At 64.3% G+C, this 24,390-nt stretch carries 22 protein-coding genes; 15 read left to right on the top strand and 7 right to left on the bottom strand.

Translation table 11 applies throughout. From position 1 onward, the window contains the following. Nucleotides 1-101: 101 nt before the first annotated feature. Both MUO32_RS28150 and MUO32_RS28155 read right to left on the bottom strand, forming a co-directional pair. Nucleotides 102-1,370 (bottom strand): D-tagatose-bisphosphate aldolase, class II, non-catalytic subunit, encoded by a 1,269-nt coding sequence (locus tag MUO32_RS28150; RefSeq protein WP_257951695.1) that lies wholly within the window; start codon nt 1,368-1,370, stop codon nt 102-104. Beyond that, on the bottom strand, nt 1,367-2,404 hold the full coding sequence (locus MUO32_RS28155) for a sugar kinase (RefSeq protein WP_257951696.1): 1,038 nt from the start codon (nt 2,402-2,404) through the stop codon (nt 1,367-1,369). The genes MUO32_RS28150 and MUO32_RS28155 overlap by 4 nt, the downstream gene beginning before the upstream one ends. 272 nt (nt 2,405-2,676) lie before the next feature. Here MUO32_RS28155 and MUO32_RS28160 point away from each other — a divergent pair, with 272 nt between their 5' ends. From MUO32_RS28160 to MUO32_RS28230, 15 genes are all read left to right on the top strand, one after another. Continuing rightward, entirely contained in the window at nt 2,677-3,990 is a 1,314-nt protein-coding gene (locus MUO32_RS28160) for a sugar ABC transporter substrate-binding protein (protein WP_257951697.1), read from the top strand. 127 nt (nt 3,991-4,117) lie between these two features. Beyond that, nucleotides 4,118-4,888 carry an L-iditol 2-dehydrogenase gene (locus MUO32_RS28165; protein ID WP_257951698.1) on the top strand — a complete coding sequence of 257 codons (771 nt, stop codon included), beginning with the start codon at nt 4,118-4,120 and terminating at the stop codon, nt 4,886-4,888. A gap of 15 nt (nt 4,889-4,903) precedes the next feature. After that, nucleotides 4,904-5,914: a zinc-dependent alcohol dehydrogenase family protein gene (locus MUO32_RS28170; protein ID WP_257951749.1), complete on the top strand. Its 1,011-nt coding sequence runs from the start codon at nt 4,904-4,906 to the stop codon at nt 5,912-5,914. Nucleotides 5,915-6,028: 114 nt separating this feature from the next. Next, the gene (locus tag MUO32_RS28175; RefSeq protein WP_257951750.1) at nt 6,029-7,039 is read left to right on the top strand and encodes a LacI family DNA-binding transcriptional regulator; all 1,011 of its coding nucleotides are present in this window, start codon (nt 6,029-6,031) and stop codon (nt 7,037-7,039) included. Nucleotides 7,040-7,199: 160 nt separating this feature from the next. Beyond that, complete coding sequence (locus MUO32_RS28180; RefSeq protein ID WP_257951699.1) at nt 7,200-7,469, top strand: acylphosphatase; 270 nt, start codon at nt 7,200-7,202, stop codon at nt 7,467-7,469. A 123-nt stretch (nt 7,470-7,592) separates the two neighbouring features. Then, the gene (locus tag MUO32_RS28185; protein WP_257951700.1) at nt 7,593-8,234 is read left to right on the top strand and encodes a Rieske (2Fe-2S) protein; all 642 of its coding nucleotides are present in this window, start codon (nt 7,593-7,595) and stop codon (nt 8,232-8,234) included. Next, on the top strand, nt 8,231-9,076 hold the full coding sequence (locus MUO32_RS28190) for an aromatic ring-hydroxylating dioxygenase subunit alpha (protein ID WP_257951701.1): 846 nt from the start codon (nt 8,231-8,233) through the stop codon (nt 9,074-9,076). Before MUO32_RS28185 ends, MUO32_RS28190 begins: the two co-directional genes overlap by 4 nt. Further along, nucleotides 9,076-9,735, top strand: a complete 660-nt coding sequence (locus MUO32_RS28195; protein ID WP_257951751.1) for a glutathione S-transferase family protein — start codon at nt 9,076-9,078, stop codon at nt 9,733-9,735. Before MUO32_RS28190 ends, MUO32_RS28195 begins: the two co-directional genes overlap by 1 nt. A 1-nt stretch (nt 9,736) precedes the next feature. Further along, entirely contained in the window at nt 9,737-11,107 is a 1,371-nt protein-coding gene (locus MUO32_RS28200) for an amidohydrolase (RefSeq protein WP_257951702.1), read from the top strand. Between the two features lie 23 nt (nt 11,108-11,130). Beyond that, nucleotides 11,131-12,228: a BMP family ABC transporter substrate-binding protein gene (locus tag MUO32_RS28205; protein WP_257951703.1), complete on the top strand. Its 1,098-nt coding sequence runs from the start codon at nt 11,131-11,133 to the stop codon at nt 12,226-12,228. Nucleotides 12,229-12,232: 4 nt separating this feature from the next. After that, nucleotides 12,233-13,750: an ABC transporter ATP-binding protein gene (locus MUO32_RS28210; protein WP_257951704.1), complete on the top strand. Its 1,518-nt coding sequence runs from the start codon at nt 12,233-12,235 to the stop codon at nt 13,748-13,750. Continuing rightward, the gene (locus MUO32_RS28215; RefSeq protein ID WP_257951705.1) at nt 13,747-14,841 is read left to right on the top strand and encodes an ABC transporter permease; all 1,095 of its coding nucleotides are present in this window, start codon (nt 13,747-13,749) and stop codon (nt 14,839-14,841) included. Before MUO32_RS28210 ends, MUO32_RS28215 begins: the two co-directional genes overlap by 4 nt. After that, nucleotides 14,838-15,749 carry an ABC transporter permease gene (locus tag MUO32_RS28220; protein ID WP_257951706.1) on the top strand — a complete coding sequence of 304 codons (912 nt, stop codon included), beginning with the start codon at nt 14,838-14,840 and terminating at the stop codon, nt 15,747-15,749. The genes MUO32_RS28215 and MUO32_RS28220 overlap by 4 nt, the downstream gene beginning before the upstream one ends. 207 nt (nt 15,750-15,956) lie before the next feature. Next, nucleotides 15,957-16,160, top strand: a complete 204-nt coding sequence (locus MUO32_RS28225) for a cold-shock protein (protein ID WP_257951707.1) — start codon at nt 15,957-15,959, stop codon at nt 16,158-16,160. A gap of 90 nt (nt 16,161-16,250) precedes the next feature. After that, nucleotides 16,251-17,459, top strand: a complete 1,209-nt coding sequence (locus MUO32_RS28230; protein ID WP_257951708.1) for an MFS transporter — start codon at nt 16,251-16,253, stop codon at nt 17,457-17,459. Between the two features lie 339 nt (nt 17,460-17,798). Here MUO32_RS28230 and MUO32_RS28235 read toward each other — a convergent pair whose 3' ends face one another. From MUO32_RS28235 to MUO32_RS28255, 5 genes are all read right to left on the bottom strand, one after another. Next, complete coding sequence (locus MUO32_RS28235) at nt 17,799-20,006, bottom strand: nitric oxide reductase activation protein NorD (RefSeq protein ID WP_257951709.1); 2,208 nt, start codon at nt 20,004-20,006, stop codon at nt 17,799-17,801. An 8-nt stretch (nt 20,007-20,014) separates the two neighbouring features. Continuing rightward, nucleotides 20,015-20,815: a CbbQ/NirQ/NorQ/GpvN family protein gene (locus MUO32_RS28240; protein ID WP_257951710.1), complete on the bottom strand. Its 801-nt coding sequence runs from the start codon at nt 20,813-20,815 to the stop codon at nt 20,015-20,017. 57 nt (nt 20,816-20,872) lie between these two features. After that, nucleotides 20,873-21,892, bottom strand: coding sequence for an alpha/beta fold hydrolase (locus MUO32_RS28245; RefSeq protein WP_257951711.1), 1,020 nt, complete (start codon nt 21,890-21,892; stop codon nt 20,873-20,875). Nucleotides 21,893-21,949: 57 nt separating this feature from the next. Continuing rightward, a complete protein-coding gene (locus tag MUO32_RS28250) occupies nt 21,950-23,281 on the bottom strand; it encodes a cytosine permease (RefSeq protein ID WP_257951712.1) in 1,332 nt (443 codons plus the stop codon). 70 nt (nt 23,282-23,351) lie between these two features. Beyond that, a complete protein-coding gene (locus tag MUO32_RS28255; RefSeq protein ID WP_257951713.1) occupies nt 23,352-24,386 on the bottom strand; it encodes an aliphatic amidase in 1,035 nt (344 codons plus the stop codon). Between the last annotated feature and the right edge of the window lie 4 nt (nt 24,387-24,390).

Raw genomic sequence — 24,390 nt, forward strand, 5'->3', positions numbered from 1 at the left:
GCGCCAACATCATCCGCGCCAAACCGCGCGTGTTCTCCGTCGCCATTAACATAACCTCCCCGTGTCCTCTGGCGGGGGATCATCCCGCCGCATGCTGTCTCCTACGGCCGATGTGCCGCCGCGGTATCGTAGATCGCCAGAACCCGGTCCACCGCAGCGATCAGGATGTCTTCGGCGCTGCCCGCCTCCTCCGGCGCAATACCGGGCAGATACTGGTGCAGCACCGTTTCGGGAATGCGTATCCCTTCGAGCGCCGCCAGCAGAGCCGAAACGCCAGCCTCGGCCTCCGGCCGGGTCCAGTAATAGCGGATGCGGTCGCTGTAACTGAAATGGCGCTGGATACGCAGTGCCGTCTCGTCGCCGTGATAGTAGCCGCTCCAATAGCCCGGCAGGGCGAGCATCAGCGCCTCCATCGACCGCGCCAGCGGACGGTCGCCATAGCCGGACACGATGTCGGAGGCGATGAGATCGAGAGCGTAGAGCGCCTCGCGATAGGCGAAGGTAAGGCCAGGCCCGACCTTCAGGATGGGAAAACCATCGGCGACGAGCGCGGCCAACGCCGCCTCGGTCTGGTAATCGGTGGAATGGGCCTCGAAGACCAGCGCGGGCTCCTCGTCGAGCAGGGCGCTGAGAGCGGCGGCGCGCGGCGGATCGTAGGCGACGACATTGTCGCTGCCGAACTCCACGCCGGGCTGCACGACGAAGGCGATGACACGCTCGAAGGCATCGGAGAGGCCTGCCTGGGCAAACGCGGCACGGTGCACGGCGATCGTCTCGCGCGCGGCCTCCGGCGCGGTCGGCTCGACGCTTGCAATCGCATGGTCGGCACCGCCCGGCACCGGCACTTCCGTGCCGAGGATATAGACAGGCAGGGGCAGGTTCCCGCGCCTGGCGGTTTGCTCGGCAACGGCGCAGAGGACGGCAGCACGCTCGGCGACCGTCCGATCGTCCAGGGCGACCGGCTCGCCGGCGCAGCCCATCGAGGCATCGAGATGGATTTTCGTGAACCCGGCCGCGACATAGGCCTCCACCATGCCGGCTGCTTTTTCGAGCGCGACGGGAGCCTGTTCCTTGCGCCAAGGATTAGGCCCCAGATGATCGCCGCCGAAGATGATCGTTTCCCGCGCGACACCCTCTTCTCTGGCGATGGCTTCGACGAAGGCGATGAAATCGGCGGGCGTCATGCCGGTATAGCCGCCGAACTGGTTGACCTGGTTGCAGGTCGCCTCGATTAGCACCGGCCCCTCACCCTTCGCCGCCCGGCGCAGCGCAGCGCGCAGCACGGTCGGATGGGCCGAGCAGACGGAGGCGATGCCATAGGGGCGGCCAGCACGGCGGGCGCCGGCAATATCCGTGAGAAAGCGGCTCATTCCGTCACCTCCCGACCGGCGGCCGCAATGAAACGGTCGAGGTCTTCCCGGCCGGAAACACCTTCCATCGGCCCCTGGCGGGTGACCGTGCGGGCACCGGCGGCGTTGGCGTAGAGAAGCGCACGGGCTGGCGGCAGCCCCGCCCGCCGGCTCGTGAGATAGGCCGCGCCAAAACAGTCGCCCGCACCCGTCGGGTCGATTTCCTCGACGGCGAAGGCCGGGCAGTCGACGCGACCGAATGCCTGGCTGAAATGGCTGGAGCCGGCGCTGCCGCGCTTCAGCACGATTTCGCCGATACCGAGGCCGAGCAGGCGCTCTACTGCGGCATCCTCCGTCGCCTCGTCGGCAGCGACGAGCAGCTCGTCTCCCGAGGGCAGCAGGAGATCGGTCACGGCCAGCATGTCATCGATGAGTTTGCGGCCCTCGCCGCCCTGGGCCAGCTCCTTGCGGATGTTCGGATCGAAGGAGACCGAACCTCCGCGCGCCCTGATGGACGCGATGGCCTCGAGAATGACGGCGCCGATGCCCTGGATCGCGAAGGCGGACCCCATGACATGAACATGGCCCGCGCGTGCGATGAGCGTGCGCGCCGCTTCGGTCATGCGCGTATCGCCGGCTGCGGAATGGGCAATATTATAAACGAAGTCGCGCGATCCATCGGCGCGATACCGCACGAAGGCGCTGCCGGTCGGCTTGCCGGGCACGATCGCGATGGCCGAGACATCGACACCGTCCGCCCGCAACCGCTCGACATTGAGCGTGCCGAAATCATCCGCACCGACGGCTGCGACGATGCCCGCCCCGCCACCGAACCGGGCCACCTGATCGATGAAGATCGCCGGCGCGCCGCTTGCGAACGGGCCGACAAGCGGCTGCGGCGACAGGAACCCTGCGCCGACCGTGGTCGCCATGATCTCCACCAGGATTTCACCGACAGTCACCGTCGGCCCCAGGGCTTCCGGCGCCAATGCGCTCACTCTCTTCAATGCACCCTCCCTGCGGCGGCGCCGAGGCGGTCCGCGATCATTTCTCATTGGTAATAGCGGAAAGGTTCAGCAAAAGTCAACAATTTTTTACGCGCGTAAATTTATTGATGGAATCCTTTGTTTGCAGTGCGGAAGAAAACTAGCATTCAGCCGATTCATTTGCGGCTTATTGCCTTTAGAAACAGCAACTTTCGTTCGAAGCCGACCACCTGAACGCCGATGATGCAAATTTTGCCGCTTGACAACAACCGTCACTTCGCCTGATAAAACTTTACGCATGGCATTTTATGCGTACACATCCGTAAAGGAGGAACGGACCAATGAGGAACATGACCCGCATTCTATCGTCGTCCGCCGTCGGCCTTGGCCTGATGACCGGCCTTGTACAGGCTGAAGACATCAGCATCGCCACCGTGAACAACGGCGACATGATCATCATGCAGAAGCTTTCCGGCGCCTGGGAGAAGGAAACCGGAAACAAGATCAACTGGATCGTGCTGGAAGAAAACGTGCTGCGCGAGCGCGTGACGACCGACATCGCCACCAAGGGCGGCCAGTTCGACATCATGACCATCGGCGGCTACGAGGCGCCGATCTGGGGCAAGCAGGGCTGGCTGGCGCCGGTCGACGATCTCGGCGACGACTACGATTACGCAGACCTCCTGGAGCCGATCAAGGCGGGTCTGACGGTCGATGGCAAGCTCTATGCCGTGCCCTTCTATACGGAAAGCTCGTTCACGCTCTACCGCAAGGACCTGTTCGAGGCCGCCGGCCTCACCATGCCCGAGCAGCCGACCTACGAGCAGATCAAGGAATTCGCCGCCAAGCTGACCGACAAGGACAAGCAGCAATACGGTATCTGCCTGCGCGGCAAGCCGGGCTGGGGTGAAAACATGGCCTTCGTCGGCACCATGGTGAACGCCTATGGCGGCCGCTGGTTCGACATGGACTGGAAGCCGCAGCTGAACTCGGACGCCTGGAAGAAGGCGATCACCGACTATGTCGCGCTGCTTTCGCAATACGGCCCGCAGGGAGCGACCGCCAACGGCTTCAACGAGAACCAGACGCTCTTTGCGACCGGCCATTGCGCCATGTGGATCGATGCGACGTCGGCTGCCGGCCGCGTCTATGATCCCAAGCAGAGCCAGGTTGCCGACAAGATCGCCTTCACGCGCTCGCCGATCGCCGAAACCGCCAACGGATCCAGCTGGTCCTGGTCCTGGAACCTCGCGATCCCGGCAACCTCGCAGAAGGCCGAGGTCGCCAAGTCCTTCCTGAAATGGGCGACGTCCAAGGACTATGTAAAGCTGGTCGGCGAAAGCGAAGGCTGGGTCGCCGTGCCGCCGGGCACGCGCAAATCCACCTACGCCCTGCCGGAATACCAGAAGGCCGCGCCGTTCGCCGCGACCGTGCTGGAGGCGATCATGTCCGCCGATCCGTCCAAACCCACCAAGGATCCGGTGCCCTATACCGGCGTGCAGTTCGTCGCCATTCCGGAATTCCAGGCGATCGGCACTTTCGTCGGGCAGCAGGTCAGCGCCGCACTCGCCGGCCAGCAGACGGTCGATGCCGCTCTTGAGGCGGCACAGACCCAGGTCGAGCGCGACATGACGCGCGCCGGCTACATCAAGTAAAGGCTCCCCGCCTGCGGTTTACCCCGCAGGCCCTCCCAGGAGGACCCGGCGCTTCGGCGCCGGGTTTCCCGATCAACCGATGGATTTCGCGGCGCCGGCTTTATCCCGCAGCGCATGGAGAAGAGACATGAAACTCAAGGACAAGGTGGCGCTGATCACCGGCGGCGCGCGCGGCATCGGCCTCGGCTTTGCCGAAGCCTTCGCTGCCGAAGGCGCAAAGGTCGTCATCGCCGACATCAATCTCGCACGCGCCGAGGAAGCGGCAGCCTCCATCGGACCCGCCGCGACCGCCATCAGGATCGACGTTACCGATCTCCAGGACATCGACGCGGTCGTCGGCAAGATCGACGCCGATTTCGGCGGCATCGACATCCTCGTCAACAATGCCGCGATTTTCGACATGGCACCGATCCAGGCGATCACCGAGGAGAGCTATGCGCGCGTCTTCGACGTCAACCTCAAGGGACCGCTCTTCACGATGAAAGCGGTGGCGAACGTGATGATCGCGCGCGGACGCGGCGGCAAGATCATCAACATGGCAAGCCAGGCCGGTCGCCGCGGCGAGGCGCTGGTAACACTCTACTGCGCCTCCAAGGCTGCGATCATATCCGCGACCCAGTCGGCCGCGCTTGCGCTCGTCAAATACGGCATCAATGTCAACGCGATTGCCCCCGGCGTCGTGGACGGCGAGCATTGGGACATCGTCGACGCCAAGTTCGCCGAATGGGAAGGGCTGAAGCCCGGCGAGAAGAAGGCTGCGGTCGCGAAGTCCGTGCCGATCGGCCGCTTCGCCACGCCCGATGACATCAAGGGCCTCGCCCTCTTCCTTGCCTCCAGCGACAGCGACTACATTCTCGCCCAGACATACAATGTCGACGGCGGCAACTGGATGAGCTGAGCCATGGCAAGCAGCATGAAAGCGATCCAGTTCACCGCCAAGGGCGAGGCAAGGATCGCCGACCTCAAGGTCGGCGACATCCCTGCGGGCCACGTCCTCGTGAAGGTCAAGGCATCCGGTCTTTGCCACACGGATATCGACGTGCTGCACGCCCGCTATGGCGACGGCGCCTTTCCGCTTGTGCCGGGCCACGAATATGCCGGCGTGATCGAGGCCATCGCGGCCGATGTCACCGGCCTTCGCGTCGGCGCGCGCGTCGCTGTCGATCCGAACCTGCCCTGCGGCACCTGCCCGGCCTGCCGCAAGGGCCTGACTAACCTCTGCCGCGACCTCAAGGCCTACGGCGTTTCGCACAATGGCGGCTTTGCCGAATACAGCTGCGTGCGCGCCGACCAGGTGCACGGCATCGGCGCGTTGCCCTTCCCCGTCGCAGCACTTGCCGAACCGCTCGCCTGCGTGGTGAACGGCCTCAACAGCGCGGGCCTGCGCAGCGGCGCGGCGTTGCCGCGGGAAGCGCTCGTCATCGGCGCAGGGCCGATCGGCCTGTTGCTTGCCCTGTCGCTGAAGGCCGAGGGCGTGCAAAACGTCACAGTCGCCGACATCAACGAGAACAGGCTCGCTTTTGCCGGCGATCTCGGTCTCGGCGGGATCGTTTCCGGATCCGCCGAGCTTGCAGCCAACAGGCGCTCCTACGATTTCGTGGCCGATGCCACCGGCATTGCCAGCGTCGTCGAAGGCATGATCGATCTCGTCGCCGATGGCGGCACGGCACTCCTCTTCGGTGTCTGCGCGCCGGATGCCCGCATATCCGTCGCGCCCTTCGAGATCTTCCGCCGCCAGCTCAAGCTTGCCGGCTCCCATTCGCTGAACCGCAACATCCCCGATGCCCTGGCTATCCTCGAAAGGGATGACGGGCGCATGGCCCGGCTCGTTTCGCATCGGCTGACACTCGAAGAGGTCCTGCCCTTCTTCACCAAGAAGCCAACGGATCCCGCGACCATGAAGGTACAGTTCGTCGCCGACTGATCGCAGAACCGCTTGGCCGGCCTCGATTTCAGCTTTTCCCGCGAAATGAGGCCGGCTAAGAAAGCGAACACGGGAACCGCAGGGAGCAGCCGCTTGGCCAAGTCGATCAGAACCATGGAGGATTTTTCCTCGTTCGTCGGCCTGTCCCGGCCCACGGTATCGAAATACTTCAACGACCCCTCCTCCGTGCGCAAGAAGACCCGCGACGTCATCGAGGAAGCGCTGAAGAAATCCGGCTTCCGGCCCAACATTTTTGCCGTCAATCTCAACCGCCGCCGCTCGAACATCATCGGCATCGTCGTGCCGACCTCGATCGACCCCTTCTACATGGCCCTGACGCGGCGCATCGAACTCATCGCCAACGAGGCCGGCTTCCACGCCTTCGTGCTCTCGGCCGATGGCCGGGCCGATATCGAGGACAACGCGATCAAGACGTTCAAGTCGATGAACGTCGCCGGCGCCATCATCGCCCCGCTCGGCTCCGCTGCGCGGCCGAAGACACTGGAACAGCTGGGCCAGTCCATTCCGCTCGTCTATGTCGACTCGCCGCTCGACGAGACCTCCGCCTTCGTCGGCACCGACAACCGCCAGAGCTTCGGCCTGATCGTCGATTATCTCTGCCGCTCCGGCGAGCCGCCCTGCTATTTCGGCATGCCGCACGTCAACACCAACGCGCTCACCCGCGAAACCGCCTATCTCGAGGCCATGGCGCGCCTCGGCATGGAACCGCACATCCTGCCGGTGTCGGAGGCCGTCAACTGGGATTTCGAACGCTTCGCCTTCGAGGAAGCAGGCCGCCTGCTCGAAAAACCGGGAGAACTGAAGAGCCGCACCATTCTCTGCGCCAACGACCGCCTCGCCTTCGGCGTCATCGCCGCCGCCTGGCAGAAGGGCCTGACGGTCGGCCACGGCACCGACTATGACCTGCGTATCGCCGGCCATGACGACCATCCCCTCTCGCAATATGCCTGCCCGCCGATCACCACCGTCGCCCAGAACTACGACGAGATCGGCCGTCTCGCGATCCAGCTGCTGCTGCACAAGCTGGACGAAGCGGACCATCCGGCGCCAGGCAGAGAGCAAATCCTGCTCAAGTCCGAACTGATGCTGCGCCGGTCCGCGTAGTGTTCGCGCCCGACAGCCGGCTTCACGCCGGTCGTCCAGATCAATATCCGGGATAAGCGAACGTGGAGACTGGACTGCCACACCCTTCAGGCGGCATACCTCTTCCACAAACCGATCAAGCCGCTATGCTGTAGAGGCAATGGCAGTCTTGGAGCATCCCATGGCGGGTGAAGCCCAACATCTTTTGCAAGAGCGCATGACGATCCTCGGCGAACTCGACGCGGAGAGCTTCGTACCATGGATCCGCCGTCACGCGGCCAAGCTCGGCGTTTCGCAGGTCATAACCCACAGCGGCCCGGACCGCATCGAGGTCGATCTTTCCGGCGCGCCGGAACTGATCGACATGATGGAAGTCGGCTGCCTGCTCGGCCCGATTAACGTATGGGTTGAAACGATCGATCGCAGGCCTGTCGGCAATGCCGGTGGATAGCCGGAAAAGCCGCCGTTCTGGTATTTGATCAAACTTGCCAATGCGGAACTCTTTGTGCAAACGTAGGACCATCTTTCGCCTCCCGTCAAATCAAGCGGTTGATGTAACTTGGAAAATATCCCCATGCCGTCCGGTACGGCGAGCTCCTGGGTGCCGGTCGCCCTTTCTTCGGATCTGCCATCGGGAACCGTAATGCCGGCGCGAATTCCCGCCGGTCCCCTTGCCCTCTGGCGCAGCCAGTCCGGCCATGTCGCCGCATCGGCGGACCGATGTCCGCATCGCGGGATGAGCCTTTCGCACGGCTTCGTGCGCGGCGAGACGCTTTCCTGCATCTATCACGGCTGGAGTTACGGACAGGCCGGGAACTGTCTTCGCATTCCCGCCCATCCGGGACTGACGCCGCCTGAAGCGATCCGCACCGTCACCCATCCGGTGGCGGAGGCCGATGGCGTGATCTGGATCGCCGTCGGCGAACCTGCCGGCACGCCGCCGGCCCTTGCCGGCCTCGTGCCGCTGCGCTCGCTCGCCGCCTTCGCGGGCATCGCCGCAATCGAGGCGGCGGCCGGAACCAGGGCGAATGCCGCGGGACTGCTGGAAGCGGAAGATATCCGGCTCCTCCTGTCGTCTGCCAGGGAGGGCGAAACCCTCATCCACGTGCTGGTCGAAGCCGATGCGAGCCCTGCCGCCCGCATCGCCGCCGCACGCGCCGCCGAGGGCCTTCGCCGCAAGGCCGAGGATTTCCAGAAGAAGGGAGCCGCCCGATGACTGTAGGTCCCATGCTCGATGAATGGTACCCGGTCGGCATCTTCGGCCAACTCGACGAGGCCGGCCGCAAGACCATGCTGATGGATGAGCCGATCGTGGTCGCGCGCGATGGAAACGGCGACGCCAAGGTGACCGACAGCAGCGGCCGCATCCTGCCGGTGCGCGTGCGTTACGGCCATGTCTGGACCTCGCTTGGTGAACCCAAGAAGGAGCTCTTCGCCATTCCCGAGGCCGACCAGCCGGGTCGCCGTTTCGTCGATGTCGGCGTGGTGCGCGTGCGCTGCTCGCCGTTGCGGGCCGTCGAGAATTTCCTCGACATTGCCCATTTTCCCTTCGTACACACCGACATCCTCGGCGCCGAGCCGCATACGGAAGTACAGGCCTACAAGGTCGAGATCCGCGAGGATGTCGACGAGGTCTGGGCAACGCAGGTGCAGTTCTACCAGCCGCAGGCGGCGAAATCGGCCAGCGGCGGCATCACGACGCAATATATGTATCGGGTCGCGGGACCGACCTCCACCGTGCTCTACAAGACCTGCCCGCCACGGCCGAGCGAATGGGACGTCATCACGCTTTTCGTGCAACCGCTCGCCGAAGACCTCTGCGACGTCTGGCCATGGATGGCACTGTTCGACGACGACACACCGATGACCGACCTTATCCACTTCCAGCAGACGATCTTCCTGCAGGACCGCTCGATCCTGGAAAACCAGGTGCCGCGGCTCCTGCCGCTCGATCCCGGCATGGAAATGCCGACGCGCGCGGACCTGACCTCGGTGGCTTACCGGCGCTGGCTGAAGCGCCACAACTATACCTATGGCGCGCAACTGGTGGCGCAATGATGAAGCTATACGACTACATTCTCTCGCCGAGTTGCTACAAGGTCCGCCTGATGGCGGCGCTTACAGGCGTCAAGCTCGACCTGCGCGCCGTCGACTTCCATCCCGGCCTCGAGCATCGCGGCCCGGAACTCCTGGCACTCAACCCCGCGGGCTCGATCCCCATCCTCGAAGACGGCGACCTGCTGCTGACCGAATCCTCGGCCATGCTGGTCTATCTCGCCGCCAAGGCGGCACCGGGCTGGCTCGCCGGCAGCGATGCGGAAGAGGCTGCCCGCGTACAGCAATGGCTATCGTTCTCCGGCCGGCTCACGGCCAGTCTCGGCGGTGCGCGGCTGCATGAAATGCTGCTCCGGCCCGGCGATATCGGCGTTCTGCAATCGCAGGGCATCGCCGCCCTTCGCGAACTGGAACTCGGCCTCGTCGAACAGGCGGAACGCGGCAAGCGCTTCCTCGCCGCCGACCGGCCGACCGTCGCCGACATCGCGTGTTTCCCCTATGTGGCGCTCGCACCCGATGGCGGCGTGTCGCTCGACCCCTATCCGGCAATCCGCCTCTGGTCGCGCGCGCTTCGCTCCCTCAAGGGTTTCATTGAAATGCCCGGCATCCATCGGCTGCACGAGCTGAAACCGGAACCGCAGCTCGAAGCGGGCGGGGCCTGACATGACCGGTTATCTCCTGAAGAACTGCGCTGCGGTGATCGTCAACGACGGCAACGGCCCGACAGTACGGCGCAATGTCGATCTTTTGACTGAGGGATCGGCAATCAAGGCGATCGGCGAAAACCTTGCCGCCGCTCCCGGCATACAGGTTCAGGACGCTACCGGCTGGTTCGTCTATCCCGGCCTCGTCAACACACATCACCATTTCTTCCAGTGCTTCGTGCGCAACCGCGCCGATCTCGACTGGACAAAACTGTCCGTCATCGAGTGGCTGGACCGCATCTATCCGGTGTTTTCGCAGCTCAACGAGGAATGCTTCTACCATTCCTCGGTCACGGCCATGGCCGAGTTGATCAAACACGGCTGCACGACCGCCTTCGATCACCAGTACAATTTTCCGCGCCATGCCGGAAAGCGGCTGATCGACCGGCAGTTCGAGGCCGCCGACCTGCTCGGCATGCGCTTCCACGCCGGCCGCGGCGGCAATACGTTGCCGAAATCGGAAGGGTCGACCATTCCCGACGCGATGCTGGAGACGACGGACGAATTCATCGCAGACTGCGCCCGCCTGATCGACACCTATCACGACGCCAAGCCGTTCAGCATGCGCCAGGTCGTCGTTGCGCCCTGCCAGCCGGTGAATTGCTACCGTGAAACCTTCGTCGAATCGGTTTCGCTCGCGCGGGATCGTGGTGTATTCCTGCACACCCATGTGGGGGAGGGTGAAAGCCCGGTGATTGAAGCGCGTCACGGCAAACGCACCGTCGATTACCTGGAAGAGCTTGGTTTTGCCGGCCCGGATGCGTTCTACGCCCATTGCTGGGAGTTGACGCATGGCGAGCTGAAAACCATGGCGGCGAGCGGCACCGGCGTCTCCCATTGCCCGGAACCGGTCTACCTCGTCGGCGCCGAAGTGACAGACATTCCCGCCATGGCAGCCTTCGGCCTGCGCGTCGGCCTCGGCTGCGATGGCGCTGCCTCCAACGACAATTCCAACCTCATGCACTGCCTGCATTCGGCCTATATGCTGCAATGCCTCGTCGCCTCGACGCGCAAACATGCCGTGCCCAACCCGGCCGATTTTCTCGGCTACGGCACGACGGGCGGCGCAAGCCTGCTCGGCCGGCCGGACATCGGCCGGCTCGCGCCCGGCATGGCCGCCGATCTCTTCGCCATCGACACGCGCCGCATGGACTATGTCGGCACCCGCCATGATCCCGTCAGCCTGATCCCGCGTGTCGGCATCGGCATGGCGACGGACATGACGATGATCAATGGCCGCATCGTCTGGCAGGACGGCGCGTTTCCCGGCCTCGACGAGGCAAAACTCGCCGCCGACGCGGAAGCCGCACTCGCCACCGTAGAATTCTAAAAGAACCAACAGAGGGAACCATCATGACCAACCTGACCCGCAGAACCCTGATGCAGGCCGCAGCCGCCACCGGGCTTGCCGGTGCGTTCGGCAGCCGCCTTGCCTTTGCCGCCGACGAGCCGCTCGGCATCACGCTCGTCGTGCCCTCGCCGATCGGCGATGTCGGCTGGGGCCATGCGCTTTCCGCCGGTCTCGAGCCGGTGAAGGCCGCCTATGGCGACAAGGTCAAGGTCACGGTGCTGGAAAACATCATGGAAGGCCCCGACGCCGACCGCATCATGACCAAGACTGTCGCCGACGGAAACAAGCTCCTGATCGCCGGCTCCTTCGGCTACCAGAACGGCGCCCTGCAGATCGCCCGCCGCGACCCCGGCGTCACCGTCCTGCATGCCTCCGGCTTCCAGGTCGCGCCGAACTTCTCGCCGTTTGCGGCAAAGTATTTCCAGGGCACCTACTTGCTCGGCATGGCCGCCGCCGCCCTTTCCAAGACCGGCAAGCTCGGCTCCGTCTCGGCCTTCGCGATCCCGGAACTGATCACCTCCATCAACGCCTTCGCGCTCGGCGCCCAGGCCGTGAACCCCGACATCGAGGTCTCAGTCGTCTGGGTCAACTCCTGGTTCGATCCGGCCAAGGAGCAGGAAGCGGCCAAGGCGCTGATCGCGCAGAAATGCGACGTGATCTTCTCGAACGCCCAGGATACGCCCTCCGTCGTGGCCGCCTGCGAGGAGGCCGGCGTCTATTCCTTCAACCTCAATTCCTCGATGAAGAAATACGCCGAAAAGACCTATCTCGGCTGCGTCGCCACCGACTGGTCGCCCTTCTTCCTCGCCTCGGTCGAAGCCCATCTTGCCGGCACCTTCAAGGGTGCTAACGCCTTCCTCGGCGTCGCCGACAAGGTCGTGCAGGTGACGGACTGGAACCCCGCCATCCCGGCCGACATGATGGCGAAGATCAAGGACGTCGAGACGAAGATCGCCGACGGCAGCTTCTCGCCCTTCACCGGGCCGATCGCCAGGGCGGATGGCAGCGATGGTGTCGCGGCCGGCGCAACGATGACCGATGCCGAGATCGTCGCCATGGACTGGCACGTCAAGGGCGTCGCCACCCCGCTGCCGAAGTAAGCCCATGACCCCGCCCCTTCTGTCGCTGCGCGGCATCTCGAAGAGCTACGGACAGATCAAGGCCAACCAGGGCATCGACCTTGATGTGGCCGACCGGTCGATCCATGCGATCCTCGGGGAGAACGGGGCGGGCAAATCGACGCTGATGAAGCTCATCTACGGCGTCGAACAGCCCGATGACGGAACGGTTTCCTGGCAGGGCGAGCCTCTCGCCCTCGCCTCCCCCGCCGAGGCGCGGCGACAGGGCATCGGCATGGTCTTCCAGCATTTTTCGCTGTTCGAGACCCTGACGGTGGTGGAGAACATCCGGCTCGTCGTGCCCGGCCACAAGGCGGAGCTGACGGAGCGCATCCGCGCGCTGGGACGTGATTTCGGCCTTGAGGTCGATCCGCTCGCCCATGTGCACGCGCTCTCCGTCGGCGAGCGGCAACGGGTAGAGATCATCCGCTGCCTGATGACCAACCCGAAGCTGCTGATCCTCGACGAACCGACCTCGGTTTTGCCGCCGCAGCTCGTGGAAAAGCTCTTCGACACGCTGCGGCGCCTGCGCGACGGTGGCGTTTCCATCCTCTTCATCTCGCACAAGCTGGAGGAGATCCGGGCGATCTGCGACCGCGCGACGATCCTGCGCGCCGGCCGCGTGACGGGCAATGTCGATCCGCGCGAGCACGACGCCCATGATCTCGCCCGCATGATGATCGGCCGCGACATGCCCGAGCCGATGCCGGCCGAGCCCAGGGCCGGCGGCGACAAGCAGCTCGAAATCATCGGCCTCGACTACACGCCGGACGACCCCTTCGCCGTGCCGCTGGCCGGAATCGATCTGGCGGTGCGCGCCGGCGAAATCCTGGGCATCGCCGGCGTCTCCGGCAACGGCCAGAGCGAACTCGCCGCGCTGATCTCGGGCGAAACGCGACTTTCGCGACAGGAGCGGGGCCGCATCTTCATGATGGGTGAGGACGTCGGCCAGCTCCGCCCCGCGGCCCGCCGCGAGCGCGGCTTCGCCTTCGTGCCGGAGGACCGGCTCGGCCGCGGCGCCGTGCCGGAAATGTCGCTGGTGCTGAACGGGCTGCTGACCGCCCATCCGTTGAAACTCCTGAAGCGCGGTCTCGTCGACAAGGCGGCGGCGAGCGCCTTCGCCGAGACCTGTATCCGCGACTACGACGTGCGCACCCCCGGTCCCGAGGCCGAGGCCGGGTCGCTTTCCGGCGGCAATCTGCAAAAATTCATCGTCGGCCGCGAGATCATGCTGGCGCCGAAACTGCTCTTCATCGCCCAGCCGACCTGGGGCGTCGATATCGGCGCAGCCTCGGCGATCCGCCGCCGGCTCGTCGCCTTGCGCAATGAAGGCATGGCGATCCTCGTCATCTCGGAGGAGCTGGAAGAGCTGTTCGAACTCGCCGACACGATCCAGGTTCTCTATCACGGCCGTCTCAGCCCGCCGCTCGTGACGCGCGATACCAGGCCGGAAGAGATCGGCCGCCATATGATGGGCGCAAAGCCGGAAAAGGCCGACGCATGAGCATGACGAGCCTGCTGCCCACCCTCGTGCGCCGGGAGCGCGCTTCGCTGAAGGCGACGCTGCTGGCTCCGCCGCTGGCGCTCGCCGCCGCCATCCTGCTCAATCTAGGGCTCTATGTGCTGATGGGCCGTGATCCCGCCGCCGTGGTGCACGCTCTGCTGCTGGAGCCCTTTCTCTCCTGGTCGTCGTTTTCCGAAGTGCTGCTGAAGACCGGCCCCTTGCTCTTCATCGCGCAGGGTCTCGCCATCGGCTTCCGCGCGAAGGTCTTCAACATCGGCGCGGAAGGGCAGTTCATCCTCGGTGCGATCTTCGCGTCCGCCATTCCGATCTGGTTTCCGCAGGCGGCCGGCGGCTGGATCTGGCCGTCCATGCTGCTGCTCGGTGCAATCGGCGGCGCGCTCTGGGCCGGCATCACGGCTTTTTGGCGCGTGCGTCTCAACGCCAATGAAATTCTCGTCTCGCTGATGCTGAGCCTGGTGGCGGCACAGCTCCTGTACTACCTGCTGCTCGGCCCATGGAAGGACCCGAACGGCTTCAATTTTCCGCAATCGGTGATGTTCCAGTACGACGCCATGGTGCCGACGCTGTTTGCCGGCACCCGCGTCAACGTCTCGCTTTTGATCGCACTCGCACTCTCGCTCGCCGCGTGGATCTTCATGCAGAAAAGCTTTATGGGCTACAAGCTGCAGGTCGGCGGCCTCGCACCGCGCGCGGCCGGCTATGCCGGCTTCAGCGAGGGCCGGGCGATCTGGCTGTCGCTGCTGATCGGCGGCTTTGCCGCAGGCCTGGCCGGTGCGGCGGAAGTCGCAGGCCCACTCGGCCAGCTCCAGCGCTCGATTTCCACCGGTTACGGCTATTCCGCCATCATCGTGGCCTATCTCGGAGGCCTGCACCCCATCGGCATCGTCGTCTCGTCGCTGGTCATGGCCGCGATCTCGATTGGCGGCGACAATGCCATGGTCTCGGCCAACCTGCCGATCGCCGCGGTGCGCGTCTTTCAGGGCAGCCTGCTGCTCGCCTATCTCGTCGCCGTCGCCTTCGTGCGTTATCGCCTCGAATGGCCGCAGATAACCGCGCGGAGCCCGTCATGAACGCCGTCGAATTCATCTTCGCCGGCATGCTGGCGGCCGCGACGCCCTTCCTGCTTGCGGCGCTCGGCGAGCTGGTCGTCGAACGTGCCGGCGTGCTCAATCTCGGCGTCGAAGGGCTGATGGCCTTCGGGGCGGTCATCGCCTTCATCATCGTCTATCACGGTGGCGGGCATTTTCTCGGCTTCGTGGCCGCCGGCGTCTGCGGCGCGCTGCTCTCGCTGGTCTTCGCCCTCATCGCGCTCGGCTTCCGCGCCAACCAGGTGGCGACGGGCCTTGCCATCGGCATTCTCGGCCAGGGCCTTTCCGCCCTCTTCGGCAAGAGCTACGAGAGCATGACCGTCAAGGGCCTGCCGAAGATCGGCATTCCCGGCCTTTCCGACCTGCCTGTCGTCGGTGGCCTCTTCGTACAGGACATCGTGGTCTGGCTGTCGCTGCTGGCCACACTGGCGATATGGGCCACCTTCGCTTTCACCAAGACCGGGCTCGTCATCCGCGCCGTCGGCGAGAATCCGAAGGCGGCGCACGCCATCGGCTACCCCGTCATCGGCGTCAGGGTCGCCGCCGTCGCCTTTGGCGGCATGATGGCCGGCCTTGCCGGCGCCTACGCCTCGGTGGTCTATACGCCGCTATGGGCCGACGGCATGATCGCCGGCCGCGGCTGGATCGCCATTGCCCTCGTCGTCTTCGGAACCTGGCTCACCGGCCGCGTCTTCCTGGGCGCCTGCCTCTTCGGCGCGGTCTCCCTGATGAGCCTTGCCGCCCAGACGACCGGCCTCGACCTGCCCTCGCAGCTCCTCTCGAGCCTGCCCTATCTCGTCACCATCATCGTGCTCGGTATCATCTCCGCCGACCGCCGCCTGCTCAAGCTCAACGGCGTCGCCTCGCTTGGAGAGCCCTTCGAGCGCTGAAATCATTGCGATGACAGTGGACAACACGCTTGTCCGGGATGATGTTCGGTGCCAACGGCCTTGAATAGATTTGAATGACGCGTGAGAATACCATGCGTAAGATTGTTCCCATTCCGCCATGTCAGCGTGAATAAGCGGTTGCAGGTCCATCAGACGACGAATATGCTTAAGCGGCATCAAGAACGCCGCGTCAATCACGAGGATACCATGGCAACCGGAACCGTTAAGTTTTTCAATCAAGACAAGGGCTTTGGCTTTATTACCCCCGACAATGGCGGAGCAGACGTTTTTGTCCACGTATCGGCCGTGCAGCCTGGTGCTCCGCTGCGGGACGGTTCGAAGGTCAGCTACGACATCGGCCAGGACCGTAAGACCGGAAAGTCCAAGGCGGAAAACGTTCAGACGCTCTGAGCGATCCGCGAAGGCAATCCCTTGCACGTGACGCTTGCGGATCTGTCGCCAATCTTCCACCGTAGTGTCTGAATGACCACGGAAGCAGACATGACAGCCGCCGTCCCTACTATCGCGCGGCCGAGAACACATATTGCCGTTCTGGCGGTTCTCGGCCTGACGCACCTTCTCAACGACCTCATGCAATCGCTGATCCCGGCGGCTTATCCGATCCTGAAGGATGCCTACGCCCTGGATTTCGTGCAGATCGGCATGATCACCATGACATTTCAGATCGCCGGCTCGCTGTTGCAGCCCGCGATCGGCATGATGACCGACAAACATCCCGCCCCCTATTCGCCGGTGGTCGGCATGATGTTCACGCTGTCAGGCCTGGTCAGCCTCGCGTTCGCCCACAGCTATTCGGTGATCCTCGTCTCGGTCGCCCTCATCGGCATCGGATCGTCCATCTTCCATCCCGAAGCGACCCGCATGGCGCGTTACGCCGCCGGTGGACGGCAGGGACTGGCACAAGGACTGTTCCAGGTCGGCGGTCAGGCAGGGGGCGCGCTCGGCCCGGTCTTCGCGGCGTTGATCATCGTGCCCTGGGGCCAGCCGAGCCTCGCGTGGTTCGCGGTCCTCGCCTTGCTGGCCATGGCACTGCTGGTCTGGATCGGCAGCAAGCAGCGCCAGATCAGCGCGGAGTTTGCGGCCCTGCGGGCGGATGGAAGAAAGGCTGGCAGCGCTGCCCGCCACGCACCGGCGACGATCGGCATCGGGCTCGTGGTTCTGACACTGCTGATGTTCACCAAGAACGCCTATGGCGAGAGCTTCCGCTCGTTCTACACATTCTATCTGATGGAGAAATTCGGCCTCTCCATCCCCTCCGCCCAGATGATGCTGTTCATCTTCCTGCTGGCCTCGGCCGTGGGCGCCCTTATCGGCGGCATCGTCGGCGACCGGATCGGCCGCTATCGGATCATCTGGATCTCCGTCCTGGGGCCGCTGCCCCTGACGCTGATCCTGCCGCATGTCGATCTGTTCTGGACCGGCGTTCTAACCGTATTGATCAACCTGATCATGGCCAGCGCCTTCGCATCGATCCTGATCTACGCCATCGAACTTCTGCCGCATCGCATCGGACTGATCGGTGGCCTGTTCTACGGCTTGAACTTCGGGCTCGGCGGTATTGCCGCAGCACTTCTGGGGATTGCCGCCGACCGCTACGGCGTCGAGGCCGTCTACACCCTCTGCTCCTTCCTGCCGCTTGCGGGGCTTCTCGCCTGGTTTCTGCCAAGGATCGAAGAGGGCGCCACGTAGCCCTGTCGGTATTGCATACGAGACTGTCGGCCAGTTTTCCGGCCAACATCTCGTCAATGTCGACATCATGGTGGGAAGCCGCCTGCCGGTGCTCTTCACGGCCTCGGGAACCGCAACCTTGTCGCGGCGCACCGCCGCCGAACAGGGGAAAGCCTTCCCCCTGACGGATTTGCGCCCGCTCACGCCCTTCAGCGTGACCGACGAAGACCTGCGGTTCGCACGAACATCCATGAGGCGGCCAAGAAAGGCTAAGCCATCGTCGGCTCCACGTTAAGGCACGCCGCTCGTTTGGTCGCGACGCCGGCGATCCTCGTTCCACCCATGCACGTATCTACCCATCTAGGAACGCAGTCTCAGGTAAACCGCAGGTAAGAATTTATCGAGCCGATCGATCGAGTCGATAAGGGCCACACCGCGGGAACCGAAAATACGTTGCGCGTAGGAATCCGCTTCCGAATCCAGGGCCACGCAGAAAGTATCGATTCCACTCCGGCCGAGTTCGTGCACTGCCATGCGCGCGTCCTCCACCAGGTAGCGCCGATCATCGACATCGACATCCGAGGGTTCGCCGTCGGTGACGATGAGGAGCAGCCGGCGGTGACTGCGCTGTCGGCGAAGGTCGTTGCCCGCGTGACGGATGACCGTGCCGAGACGGGTCGAATACTCTCCCGTGATCCCCGCTAGTCGAGCAAGGGCCAAGCGATCGAAGGCGTGGTTGAAATCCTTGATGCGCTGATAGCGCACGTCCTCGCGTCCGTTGGAGCAGAAGGCCGCAATGGCGAAGGGATCGCCGGCATTGGTCATCGCGCGGGCGAGCAACGCCGTCGACAGCCGCTCCATGTCCAGCACGGAGCTTTGTGAACCGCGCACTCGCTCCGTCGTGGAGCGTGATGAATCGATCAGCACGAGCACCGACATGTCGCGCGAACGCCGCTCGTAGCGGCCGTAGACACGTGTATCCGGCACCTCGCCCGCGCGTCGTGCGATCATGGCGGCGATGCTCGCATCCATGTCGAGGAATTCTCCTTCCGTCCGGCCGCGAACCCGCTGCTGGCGGCTGATCCTGGACGCCTTGATCAGCGCCGCAAGCCGATCGACAAGGTCGGAACGCACCTCGCTGAGGGTCGTCACCATCGCGGCCGAGCCGGTCTGCCCCGGCATCTCGCGCACATGGCACCATTCGGGCCGGTAGCGACCGGTAACGTGATCGTATTCCGGATATCGGGCGACAACCCGGTCGCCATCGTCCCGCGCCTCGGTCAGCCGGCCTGTCGCCGTCTCGCCATCCTCGCCCTGTTCCCGCCGCCCGTCGTCGCCGGCCTGCTGCTCGATCCGCGCCCCCTCGAGCATGGCCTCGATCTCGACCGGCGCCTGGCTGTCGTCCGGACCGAAATCCCAGATCCCCATATTGTCGTCGCGGTAGGCCGGCTGGACCACATAGGTCTTTGCATCGAACTGCAGGCGCATCTGGCCGATGTCGTTGCCGAGCAGTCCGCCGATGCGCCGGCTGAACTGCTGCTCGCCGATCTCCTCGCTGACGGCCTCAGCAAAGAGCGTCCGCCCCTTTTCCACCCAGCCATGCGGGTCGATATAATCAGGGTCCGCCAGCGCCCGCGAAAGCCGCGCCATCAGGGCGATCGCAACGGGTGGGCCTTCCGGCCGGGCGACGTGGAAGCGCCGCCAGAGAGAAGCAAGGCCGGGCATCTGCTGCGCGGCAAGCCTTTCGACACGCGCGTCCTCGATGAGGGAAACGAGGGCGATCTGCAGTGGCTTCAACCCGGCGACGGGGAACTTCGCCCGCGTGAAACGATGGTGGGCGCCGATATGCGCGACGGCGGCGCGGTAGAGCAGTTTCGCCTCGGCCCCCTCGAAGCCGGAGAAACCGGCCGGCAGCCGCACGCCGCCGCCACCGAAGCCGGGCCGGCGCCGCATCTGCTCCGGTGCATCGGTCGGGGCTTCCGCTATCGGCGGCGCGATGCCCCAGAGAGCATTGAGGTAGAGGCCAAGGCCGTGGCGCCATGCGGCAAGGCCGGTATCCACGCGATGCCCCTCGACAAGGCGGATCGCGTCGCTGCTTTCCAGGGCAAAGAACGCCCGACGGCGGGCCTTGTCCTTGTCGCCGAGATGGAGCCCCATGCGTACGAAGGCGGTGAAGTCCGCCGCAGCGAGCGCTTGTGTGAGGCGGCCGGTGTTTTCCAGAAGCGGCAGCGCGGCCTCAGGCGCCCGGCGCGCCACATCCTCCACCGCAGCCGCCCAGGCGTTCATCGCCACCTCGTCGAAATGCCGCGCCGCGACAAGCGCCGCCTGCGGCACGCGGCTCGCGGTCAGCCGGCCCGCGCGGATCGCCACCTGCGAGACCGCCGAGGCAAGCCGCACGGCAAAGGCCGGGCCGGCATGCGCTGCAAGGGCCGGGCCGGCACGGCGATAGGCATCCGCGACGAGAGCGCCATAACCGGCCTGATCGATGCGGCCATGCGCGGCATGCCAGCGCTCCCGCCATTCCGGCGGAAAGCCGTCTTGCGCGTCGAGGGTTGCGGCCTCCTGCATGAATCACCTCAAAGGCAGGCGGCGATCGCACCGGACAGTGCGTCGCGCAGGTCCGGATCGTCGGTGATCGGTACGACCATGGCCACCTGGCAGGCCGCCTCGATGGCAATGCCGGCGGCGACGAGCAGACCGGAATTGATGAGCATGCGGGTGGAAGCTCCTTCTTCGAGCCCCTGCCCCTTCAGGTTCCGCGACCGCTCGGCGATGCGCACCAGCGTCTCCGCCGTTCGCCGCTCGATGCCGGCCTCCCGGGCGACGATCTCCGCCTCGATGGCCGGTGCCGGATAACCGAAAGCGATGGCGCCGAAGCGCTGCTTGGTCGATTCCTTCAGGTCCTTGAGCACGCTCTGGTAGCCGGGATTGTAGGATATGACGACGTGGAAATCCGGATGTGCCCTTACCACCTCGTTCTTCTTTTCGAGCGGAAGGATACGGCGGTCGTCCGTCAGCGAATGGATGACGACGGTGGTGTCCTGCCGTGCCTCGACGATCTCGTCGAGATAGCAGATGGCGCCCTCGCGCACCGCGAGCGTCAGCGGTCCGTCATGCCAGACCGTTCCGTTCGTATCGAGCAGATAGCGGCCGACGAGATCGGAGGCGGTCATATCCTCGTGACAGGAAACGGTGATCAGCGGCTTGCCCAGGCGCCAGGCCATATGCTCGACAAAGCGCGTCTTGCCGCAGCCCGTCGGCCCCTTCAGCATGACGGGCATGCGGCTCTTGTGCGCGGCCTCGAACAGCGCGATCTCGCTTTCGACCGGCCGATAGAAAGGTTCGCTGGAAATGCGATAGGCATCCAGGTTCGTCAAGATGGACCTCATGGAGTTGGCCCCGCGATGCTCCCGGCCATCGCGGCGCAGGGAAATTCAGGACGCCAGCAGTTCCTTCAGCTTGTCGTCCAGGAACTTGACGTCGACGGGATTGGTGCCCGGCCCGCCGGCAAAGTGCCCCCAGATCGAAGGGATCGGCACATAGGTCGCGTTCGGCATGTTCGCGACCTCGTTCTGGCTGTCCTCCGGCGGGAAATAGAGGTCGGTTCCACCGGGCATGACATAGGTCTTCGCCTTGATCGCGCCGAGGGCGGCCTTGTAGTCGCCGTTGTAGAGCGCATTTGCCGAGATGTCGCCATTCTGCCAGGTCCAGAGCATGGCCAGCAGGTTGTTCGGGTCCTTCGGCAGGAAGAAGCCCTCCCAGAAGGCCACGAGAAAATCCTCGAGCGAGGCGTAGCCCAGCGCCTTCAGATCAAGTTCCTCGCGGTAGAAGGACTGCGAAAAACCCCAGCCGGCATAGACGCGGGCGGCCGCGCGCAGGCCCTTGTGCGGCTTTTCCCTGTACCAGCCGTCCTGGAACGCTCCATCCGCCGTAAGCGCCGCCTTCACGCCTTCGAGGAAAACGAAATTGTGACGCGCGCATTTCGCCGAACCGCAGAAGGGCGCCAGAAGATCCATCATGTCAGGGTACATCGCGCCCCAATGGAACGTCTGGAGCGCGCCCATCGACCAGCCGGTCACCATGCGCAGATGCGAAATGCCGAAATGCTCCGTCACCAGCCGGTGCTGGGCGCGGACGTTGTCGTAGGCCGTCACCTTCGGGAAGCGGGCGGCATTGTAAGGTTCCGGCGTGTTGCTCGGCGAGGAAGACAGGCCGTTGCCGAACATGTTCGGGATGATGATGAAGTATTTGTCGGGATCAAGCGCCATCCCGGGGCCGACAAGCCATTCGTTGTCGTAGTGCTGGCCTGAATACCAGGTGGGGTAGACGATGGCATTATCCTTGGCGCCATTGAGGGTGCCGAAGGTCTTGTAGGCAAGCTTGGCATCGCGCAGCATCGCGCCATTCTGCAGGGTGAAATCGCCAAGCTGGAAGATTTCGTAGTCGAGCGTCATTTCTGTTTCCTTCATTGAAAATGAGTGTTCGGGGCGCGCCACGGCGCGCCGCCGGTTTCAAGCGGATGCACCTGCGGCGGGTCGCCGGTCCCTCAGTGAAGAGAGTGTGAGATGGGCTATGCCGGCGACGATGCCCGCGCTGATCGCGGTCGAAAACTGCGGCGCGTAGAATTCGACGACGAAGCCCACGGCCGCGCCGATCGCCCAGGAAATGAAGGGCGTCGAGCGCCATTCCCTCTCCGCTGCGCCGCCGCTCCTGAGGATGTAGGTCTCGACGAGCAGGATCATGCCGATGGGCGGAACCACGATGCCGAGCAGCGACAGCCACTGGATGAAGAAGGCCCAGACATTGCCGGCGGCAATCACGATGCCGAGGATACCGAGCACGACCGCAAGCAGCCGCATCTTCGAACCGAGGATGCGCGACCAGCCCGTCGCCGCATTGTAGAGGCAATGCGAGCAGACCGAGCCGAGATTGATGTAGAGGAACACGAAGGCGAGTGCGCTGAGCCAGCCAACCTGCAGCATGTTCATGTAACCGAACATATTGTCCGCCCCGAACGGGTTGGCATTCGGCACGGCAAGTGCCGCCGTCAGGATGCCGCCCACCAGCATGGCGACGAGATTGGAGACCGGAAAGGCCGAGAAGGTCGCGATGAGGGAATGGGTGCCAGTCTTTGCCCATCGGTTGAAGTCAGCGGTAACAGTACCCGCATCGATGAAGAGGGCGATGACGACCGTCAGCCCGACGCCCATCGACATGGTCGCGACGCCGTTGTTGCCGGCGTAGTTCCAGATGGCGTCGAACGTCGTGGTCGATGCGGAATGCATCACCACGAAAAGGCCGAGCACGAAGAACAGCGGCACCGAGACGAGACCGATCAGATGCAGGCCGCGCACGCCGATGAAGGTGATGGCGATGTAGAGCAGGCCCGCCACGACGGTCATCGCGACATAGTTCATACCGTAGGTACTGGCGATCAACGCACCGGTAATGCCGGTCTGCACCGCAAACCAGCCGAGCAGCAGCGTCGAGAGCAGACCGGAGGCGAGCGCATATCCCTTCGTGCCGAAGACCTCGGAGGCAATCAGCGCGAAGTTCCGGCCGCTCTTCGTGGCCGAAAAGCCTAGTGCCCCGACATAGGCGAACATGATCAGATTGCCGAGAACCATCGCGACGAGCGCGCGGGAAAACCCCATGCCGAGCACGAGGATCGAGCCGGTCATGGAACCGGTGATGATCGCCGGAAAGCCGGCCCAGACCGTCACCATGGAAAAGAGGCTGTGCCGGGCCGAAAGCGGCACCGGAGAATGTTCGTATTCCTCGCCGAGCACGTGGTCGGCATCAAGCGGCGACGGATCGCCGGGTCGCGTGGAGTGTGTCGACATGTTCGTTCCCCTCATGTCTGTTTTGTCGAAGAAGACCGCCCGGCCTCCGAGCCGGGCGGTCCGGCTGGCATCAGCGATGGGTAGTGCCGTGCGGAATGCCCTCGATCGGGCATTCGTCCGTGCCGACCGTGCCGCGCGTCATGGCCTCGACCATCTCGCGCGTCCCTTCCGGGTCGTTCACCCATTTGGCGTAGAAGTTGTACGGGCAGGCCGCGACGCCGCGATCGCCGTCGCCGGAATTGATCGTGCCGGTGTAGCCGCGGTGCAGGAGCTTGAAGAGATGGTTCTGCGACTGGCCGTTGCGGCGGGCGTCGCGGATAGCCGAGACGGAGAGCTGCGCATACTGGATGCCGTTCTCCTCCGTGCCGCATTCGCCGAGCGTGCGCCCGTCGAAGCCGACGATCGCGGAATGGCCGAAATAGGAGTAGACGCCATCGAAGCCCGCGGCATTGGCGACCGCCACATAGACATTGTTGGCCCAGGCCATCGACTTGGAAATCTGCACCTGCTGCTCCTTGGCCGGATACATGTAGCCCTGGCAGCGGATGATGAGTTCGGCGCCGCGCATCGCGCAGTCCCGCCAGATTTCCGGGTAATTGCCGTCATCGCAGATGATCAGGCTGATCTTCATGCCCTTCGGACCGTCGGAGACATAGGTGCAGTCGCCGGGATACCAGCCCTCGATCGGAACCCAGGGCATGATCTTGCGGTACTTCTGGACGATCTCCCCCTTGTTGTTCATGAGGATGAGCGTGTTGTAGGGCGCCTTGTTCGGGTGCTCTTCATGGCGTTCGCCGGTCAGCGAAAAGACGCCCCAGACATTGGCCTTGCGGCAGGCTTCCGCGAAGATCGCCGTTTCCTCGCCTGGAATCTGCGAGGCGGTTTCATACATCTCCCTGGAATCGTACATGATCCCGTGGGTCGAATATTCCGGGAAGATGACCAGATCCATGCCCGGCAGGCCGACCTTCATGCCCTCGACCATCGCGGCGATCTTGCGGGCATTCTCGAGCACTTCAGCCTTGGTGTGCAGCCGCGGCATCTTGTAGTTCACGACAGCAACGCCGACGGTATCTTTGCTGCTGGTGATGTCACCATGGTACATTTCC

The sequence above is a fragment of the Shinella sp. CPCC 101442 genome (assembly GCF_024704725.1).
GTDB lineage: Bacteria > Pseudomonadota > Alphaproteobacteria > Rhizobiales > Rhizobiaceae > Shinella.

Coding starts and splice junctions, on each gene's coding strand:
- MUO32_RS28150 (WP_257951695.1), bottom strand. CDS start 1,370: ATGAGCCGCTTTCTCACGGATATTGCCGGCGCCCGCCGTGCTGGCCGC.
- MUO32_RS28155 (WP_257951696.1), bottom strand. CDS start 2,404: ATGAGAAATGATCGCGGACCGCCTCGGCGCCGCCGCAGGGAGGGTGCA.
- MUO32_RS28160 (WP_257951697.1), top strand. CDS start 2,677: ATGAGGAACATGACCCGCATTCTATCGTCGTCCGCCGTCGGCCTTGGC.
- MUO32_RS28165 (WP_257951698.1), top strand. CDS start 4,118: ATGAAACTCAAGGACAAGGTGGCGCTGATCACCGGCGGCGCGCGCGGC.
- MUO32_RS28170 (WP_257951749.1), top strand. CDS start 4,904: ATGAAAGCGATCCAGTTCACCGCCAAGGGCGAGGCAAGGATCGCCGAC.
- MUO32_RS28175 (WP_257951750.1), top strand. CDS start 6,029: ATGGAGGATTTTTCCTCGTTCGTCGGCCTGTCCCGGCCCACGGTATCG.
- MUO32_RS28180 (WP_257951699.1), top strand. CDS start 7,200: ATGGCGGGTGAAGCCCAACATCTTTTGCAAGAGCGCATGACGATCCTC.
- MUO32_RS28185 (WP_257951700.1), top strand. CDS start 7,593: ATGCCGTCCGGTACGGCGAGCTCCTGGGTGCCGGTCGCCCTTTCTTCG.
- MUO32_RS28190 (WP_257951701.1), top strand. CDS start 8,231: ATGACTGTAGGTCCCATGCTCGATGAATGGTACCCGGTCGGCATCTTC.
- MUO32_RS28195 (WP_257951751.1), top strand. CDS start 9,076: ATGAAGCTATACGACTACATTCTCTCGCCGAGTTGCTACAAGGTCCGC.
- MUO32_RS28200 (WP_257951702.1), top strand. CDS start 9,737: ATGACCGGTTATCTCCTGAAGAACTGCGCTGCGGTGATCGTCAACGAC.
- MUO32_RS28205 (WP_257951703.1), top strand. CDS start 11,131: ATGACCAACCTGACCCGCAGAACCCTGATGCAGGCCGCAGCCGCCACC.
- MUO32_RS28210 (WP_257951704.1), top strand. CDS start 12,233: ATGACCCCGCCCCTTCTGTCGCTGCGCGGCATCTCGAAGAGCTACGGA.
- MUO32_RS28215 (WP_257951705.1), top strand. CDS start 13,747: ATGAGCATGACGAGCCTGCTGCCCACCCTCGTGCGCCGGGAGCGCGCT.
- MUO32_RS28220 (WP_257951706.1), top strand. CDS start 14,838: ATGAACGCCGTCGAATTCATCTTCGCCGGCATGCTGGCGGCCGCGACG.
- MUO32_RS28225 (WP_257951707.1), top strand. CDS start 15,957: ATGGCAACCGGAACCGTTAAGTTTTTCAATCAAGACAAGGGCTTTGGC.
- MUO32_RS28230 (WP_257951708.1), top strand. CDS start 16,251: ATGACAGCCGCCGTCCCTACTATCGCGCGGCCGAGAACACATATTGCC.
- MUO32_RS28235 (WP_257951709.1), bottom strand. CDS start 20,006: ATGCAGGAGGCCGCAACCCTCGACGCGCAAGACGGCTTTCCGCCGGAA.
- MUO32_RS28245 (WP_257951711.1), bottom strand. CDS start 21,892: ATGACGCTCGACTACGAAATCTTCCAGCTTGGCGATTTCACCCTGCAG.
- MUO32_RS28250 (WP_257951712.1), bottom strand. CDS start 23,281: ATGTCGACACACTCCACGCGACCCGGCGATCCGTCGCCGCTTGATGCC.
- MUO32_RS28255 (WP_257951713.1), bottom strand. CDS start 24,386: ATGTACCATGGTGACATCACCAGCAGCAAAGATACCGTCGGCGTTGCT.